The 5602-nt window shown below is 33.4% G+C and carries 7 protein-coding genes; 1 reads left to right on the top strand and 6 read right to left on the bottom strand.

From position 1 onward, the window contains the following. The 5 genes from QVO42_RS05080 to QVO42_RS05060 form a co-directional block, all read right to left on the bottom strand. A partial coding sequence (locus QVO42_RS05080) for a transposase (protein WP_288163858.1) occupies positions 1 to 594 on the bottom strand: 594 nt, incomplete at its 3' end. A 505-nt stretch (positions 595 to 1099) separates the two neighbouring features. Continuing rightward, positions 1100 to 1471, bottom strand: coding sequence for a hypothetical protein (locus QVO42_RS05075; protein WP_022425071.1), 372 nt, complete (start codon positions 1469 to 1471; stop codon positions 1100 to 1102). A 174-nt stretch (positions 1472 to 1645) separates the two neighbouring features. Continuing rightward, positions 1646 to 2236 (bottom strand): rubredoxin-like domain-containing protein, encoded by a 591-nt coding sequence (locus tag QVO42_RS05070; protein ID WP_022425070.1) that lies wholly within the window; start codon positions 2234 to 2236, stop codon positions 1646 to 1648. Positions 2237 to 2374: 138 nt separating this feature from the next. Further along, complete coding sequence (locus QVO42_RS05065; protein ID WP_022425069.1) at positions 2375 to 3991, bottom strand: DAK2 domain-containing protein; 1617 nt, start codon at positions 3989 to 3991, stop codon at positions 2375 to 2377. 11 nt (positions 3992 to 4002) lie between these two features. Continuing rightward, positions 4003 to 4356, bottom strand: a complete 354-nt coding sequence (locus QVO42_RS05060) for an Asp23/Gls24 family envelope stress response protein (protein ID WP_022425068.1) — start codon at positions 4354 to 4356, stop codon at positions 4003 to 4005. Between the two features lie 234 nt (positions 4357 to 4590). Here QVO42_RS05060 and rpmB point away from each other — a divergent pair, with 234 nt between their 5' ends. After that, the gene (gene rpmB / locus QVO42_RS05055; protein WP_022425067.1) at positions 4591 to 4776 is read left to right on the top strand and encodes a 50S ribosomal protein L28; all 186 of its coding nucleotides are present in this window, start codon (positions 4591 to 4593) and stop codon (positions 4774 to 4776) included. Positions 4777 to 4810: 34 nt separating this feature from the next. Here rpmB and QVO42_RS05050 read toward each other — a convergent pair whose 3' ends face one another. Then, positions 4811 to 5488 carry a YjjG family noncanonical pyrimidine nucleotidase gene (locus QVO42_RS05050; protein WP_022425066.1) on the bottom strand — a complete coding sequence of 226 codons (678 nt, stop codon included), beginning with the start codon at positions 5486 to 5488 and terminating at the stop codon, positions 4811 to 4813. Between the last annotated feature and the right edge of the window lie 114 nt (positions 5489 to 5602).

Below are 5602 nucleotides of genomic sequence, written 5' to 3'. Positions count from 1 at the left end.
AATATTATAAGCTTTCTGCATTTCATTAAGTTGTTTGGCATAAGTTTTTCGTTTATCCTTATCTTTAGAATTACCATAAAGAAAGAGTAATTTACGGTATCTCTTTGTACGCATAAGCTGGTTATAATTCTTTCTCATAAGACCTACAAGTTCATTGCCTGCTTTGCGTATCTTATCAGAAAGAGCCACTACTTTAAGTGCATCAGAATAAGGCATATCGGTTTCTACAGCCAGGATATGCCTGTCAGAAAGCTTATGAAATTGTTTAAGAATCCTTTTGTATTCTTCGTCAGTTATCATTTTTCTGCTCCTTAATATTATCATCTTAATTACTGTAGATACAAAATATCCTCTAGGCCATAAAATACCGCATCCTGCATAGAATTGTATTAATTGTGGAAATGCCTTGAATAGTTCAATAGCACTTATATCTTTAAAAGTTCTTGCAACATCACAGGAAGCAGCAGTTTGTGGTACATCTACAAAGACATGTACCTGGTCAGGCATCACAACAAGAGCCTTAATGAGATAATAGATTTTCTGTAATGTCTGTTTCAATGTTTCCTCTACATCGCCTTTTAATACCAGAAACATGAATTTAGAATACCTGATGATGTGATACTGTATCAGATATTTTCAATACGAAGCAAGTCAAGAAATATGATACTCTCACCTTCCTCAACAGAATAGATACGTGCAGGGTTTTCAAGTTCTGTTTTCCATCCAGTAGAAATGGAAATATTTATTTGTATATTGTCACTTTTAGTTCGTGCCATTACTTTTTTCCACAACTTGAATGATATGCTGAATTATTAGGATTGCACTGTTCTGCATGGTTATTATTGTTCGCTATATGTGCAGCATTATTAGGATTTTTCTGATTACAGTGATGGTTGTTTTGTTGTATGTGTGTTTATATCATGTTTACTTTTACTAATAATATGTTTACTTTCTATACTTTAATATACATAGATTATATATCATTTTTCTAAGTATTTATCAAGTGAAATGTGGCTTTCATCCCACACGCAAGCGTGTGGGTTTTTCGCCACAAATTTATAACACGAGTTTTGGAAAAGAATTCTTCTAATTGTTTCTATTATTTAGGTAATACTACAAACATATAGTTTTCATCACCCATATCAAGTTTGAAATAATAATCACCTACCTGATTAGGACCATCCATTGAATCTGCGAGTAATGAAAGCCATTCTGTTGAGGAATTATCTTCTTCTGATAAAATTCTTAACAAGACGATAGCCCATAAATAGAAATTAGCTCTTTCTACACTTGTATCAGAACGACATGCAATTGTCACTAGTTTATGATTATCTAGAGAATACAACAAAATATACTTAATATCTTTTGTGATTCCATTATCCTTGATATCATACACAACACCTAGATTTTCACTTGAACAAAGCATAGAATTAATTGATACATCATATTTTGAAGAATAAGAGTCTTGCATTTCTTATTTACTTCAGTTAAATCATCTTTATAAGGTCCTTCATTAAGGAAATCACTTTAGATAATTTAAAACAATTATTCATTAAACAGTTATAATTTACATTGACAAAAAAAGACACCAACTTTGTGGATGTTTAGTCCTTAAGTTGATGCCTTTGAATTCTTACTGATTCAATTATTTTCCAAAATATCTATCTAATAAACCTTTTAATGCTTTTCCATGTCTAGCTTCATCTCTTGCCATTTCATGAACTGTATCATGAATTGCATCTAAGTTATTCTTTTTAGCACATGTAGCAAGTTCAACCTTACCAGCAGTTGCACCAAATTCACAGTCTACACGCCAAGCTAAGTTATCCTTAGTAGTTGCTTTCATATTTGGTTCTAAGTCTTCACCTAACATTTCAGCAAATTTAGCAGCATGTTCTGCTTCTTCATAAGCTGCTTTTTCCCAATATAAACCAATTTCAGGATAACCTTCTCTATGTGCGATTCTAGCCATACATAAATACATACCAACTTCTGAACATTCACCTTCAAAGTTTGCTTTTAACTGATCAAAGATATATTTCTTATCTTCATCAGTGATATCAGGATTGTTCTTTACAGTTTTAGCATAAATACCATATTCATGTTCAGCAGCTAATTTCATTTCACCTTTTACTTCTTCAAACTGATCAGCGCCTACATGACATACTGGACATTCAGCTGGTGCAGCATCTCCTTCATAAACATATCCACACACTTTACATACAAATTTTGCCATATTCTTTTCTCCTTTTTAATTCCTTATTAGGAATGATTACTATTTAAGTATAACATATAATTCTCCAATGTCAATGGATTTGACTTTTTTCTGTAAACAAAAAAATTCCCATCACACAAGTGATAGGAATTTAATAGTTTATTCTACACCAACAATAAATGAGTAAACTGGCTGTTTACCAACATGAACTTCACATTCTACATCTTCATAGTTTTCTTCAATGAAGCTTCTAGCTGCTTCCTGTTCTTCTTCTGTTACGTCTTCACCACAAATAAGTGTAACGATTTCAGAATCTTCATCTACAAGATTGCTTAAGACATTCTTTAATGCTTCTAGCTTATCTGGTACACAAGCCACAATCTTCTTTTCACATAAAGCCATATAGTTATTTGCTTTAATTTCTAAACCATCAATTGAAGTATCCTTGATTGCGAAAGTCACCTGACCAGTCTTTACATTCGCAATAGCTTCCTTCATTTCATCCACATTTTCATCTAATGTTGCTTCAGGATTATACATGATAGCAGCAGATAATCCCTGAGGAATAGTCTTAGTAGGTAATACTACAACGTCTACTTCTCCTTCTAATACTGTAGCCGCCTGCTGCGCAGTCATGACGATATTAGAATTATTTGGAAGAATGATGACATGCTTTGCATTCACACCTTTGATTGCTTTAACGATATCTTCAGTTGCTGGGTTCATTGTCTGACCACCAGATACAACATGGTCACAATTTAATTCAAGGAACATATCCTTAATACCATCACCTGCAGCAACAGAAATAAGAGCCATTTCCTTAGCAGGAGCCATTGGGATTTCTTCTTTTTCTTCTTCAGATACTTCAGTATTCACTACAGTTACCTTAGTGAATTCACCAAAACGAAGACCTGTATTTAAGGCATTACCAGGCTTTAATGTATCTACATTACCAATAACCTTGTTATCTTTCTGTGCTACTTCTACGTTCTTACCTGGTAAATTCTTTAACTCATTGATGAAACCATCTAAGTTGAATGCATTCATCTTTCTGTCATCAATCTTTAATGTGAACTGTACACGATAACCATAAGGCTTTTCTTCTTCCTGTACAATTTCCACATCACTTGCAGCACCAACATTGTCTACTTTTTCAATCACTTCACCAGCAAGAGCAGCCATGAAACCAGTTAATACTAATAATAAACCAGCTCCTCCTGAGTCAACTACACCTACTTCTTTTAATACTGGAAGAAGTTCAGGTGTATTATCTAAAGACTTTTCAGCACTCTTTACAAAGTAAGAGAACCAGTCTTCAATTTCCATATCTGGCTGTACATACTTAGCAGCTGCATCAGCAGATTCTCTGATAACTGTTAAGATTGTTCCTTCTACTGGACGCATAACTGCCTTATAAGCCACTTTAGCACCAGAAGAGAATGCATCAGATAATTCTGCAACATTAGCAGTTTCTTTGCCTTTAAGTGATTTAGCTACACCTCTAAAGATCTGAGAAAGAATAACACCAGAGTTACCTCTTGCTCCCATTAATAAGCCTTTAGAAAGAGTTTTAGCGATATCACCAATAGGTGTATCATCAGCAAGCTTTTCAACCTGTTCAGCCCCAGAATTGAATGTAAGAGACATATTAGTACCTGTATCTCCATCTGGTACTGGGAAGACGTTTAAAGCATCTACCTCAGGATGATTATTATGTAATACGATGGCCCCGCTTAAGACCATCTGTTTAAACATTTTACCGTTAATTTCCTTCATGCTTCATCCTCCTAGTCCATTACACGGATGCTCTGAACATAAACATTCACAGCTTCAACATCAATATCTAGAGTCTTTTCTAGTACATATTTCACTTTCTTCTGTACTTCATATACGATTTCAGAAATCTTCACACCGTAACCTACAATAATATAAAGATTAATAATAGAACCAGTCTGACCTTCTTCAACAACAATTCCTTTAGAATAATTATCTTTACCTAGAAGATCATAAAAACCATCCATCATCTTCTGGCTAGCCATACCTACAACACCATAACATTCTGTTGCAGCTCCGCCACAAATAGTAGCAATAACGTCAGTTGAAATATCTATATTTCCAAGATCAGTTGTTTTTTTAATCATATTGATTCCTCCATTTTTATTCTTTTTTCATAATAGTAATTATATATCATATACACAAACATTACAAACAATTAGGATTATAGCAAACAATAAAGATTTTTCAATCCTTATTTAATGCTTAAATACACCTTTTTTTACATTTTAGACAGATTAATTAAAAAAATGATTGATTTTTGATGAGGTAGATGGTAAGATACACGAGTATGTGAAACAAGTAAAAGGATGGTGAATTCAATGTCTAGAAAATGTCAGCTTAGCGGTAAAGGACCTATGTCTGGTAACAACCGTTCTCATGCATTAAACGCTACAAGAAGAAAGTGGAATGTTAACTTACAGAAAGCTACTGTCATCATCGATGGTAAGCCTACAAAGGTAAGAGTTTCTGCAAGACAGTTAAGAACTTTAAGAAAGAGCGCTTAATCGATATAATAATAGAGGCTGGTAACAGCCTCTTTTATTTTACTATGTCTAACACTTCTATAAGTTTGTCTATTTCGTATGTGACAGCTTGAGAAGTGTTTTTTTGATGTGCTGGATTAAAGTAGCATGTATCAATTCCTGCGTTTTCTCCACCCTTTATATCACTTGTAAGTGAGTCTCCAATAATAATTGTACTATCAGGATCATAGTAGGTCTTTTCTTTAATATAATTAAAGTATGTAATATCTGGTTTTTCATATCCTACATCTTCTGAGATGAATATATCATCAAATAGGTCATAAAGCCCCGTACCCTTTAATTTGCCTAACTGAGCGACTTTTGAACCATTTGATGCTGCATACTGCTTGCAATGTGGTTTAAGTGCCAAAATGACTTCTAAGGCGAATTCATTCAAACAATAATAAGTACCTAATGCTTCCTGATAATCCTTATTAAACTGAACACCATCAATAGAAACATTAAGTAATATAAAAAAGTCTACAAAACGTTTCACCATGAGTTCATTTCTTCTTGAATGATCCTTTTCAATCATCTTCCAGCATTCTTTATTAATCTTTTTGTATTCTTCAAATTGTGCTTCTGTCATAGATACGCCATGCTTCTCTAAACATTTTTCCATGCTGATTCTTTCAGACATTTCAAAATTAAGAAGTGTGCCATCTATATCCCATAATATAGTTTTATATTTCATAATGTCCTGCCACTCAAAATGTGATTAAATATACTCACATAGAGATAATGTAAGTTCTCACGAACATTACTTACTATGTCATCGTGTATGCTTTGGATTGACCGAAATCATATC

Origin of the sequence: Catenibacterium sp. CAG:290 (assembly GCF_000437715.1) — a bacterium.
Taxonomy (GTDB): Bacteria; Bacillota_I; Bacilli_A; order Erysipelotrichales; family Coprobacillaceae; genus Catenibacterium; species Catenibacterium mitsuoka_A.
This window is presented reverse-complemented; position numbering and strand designations above follow the sequence as displayed.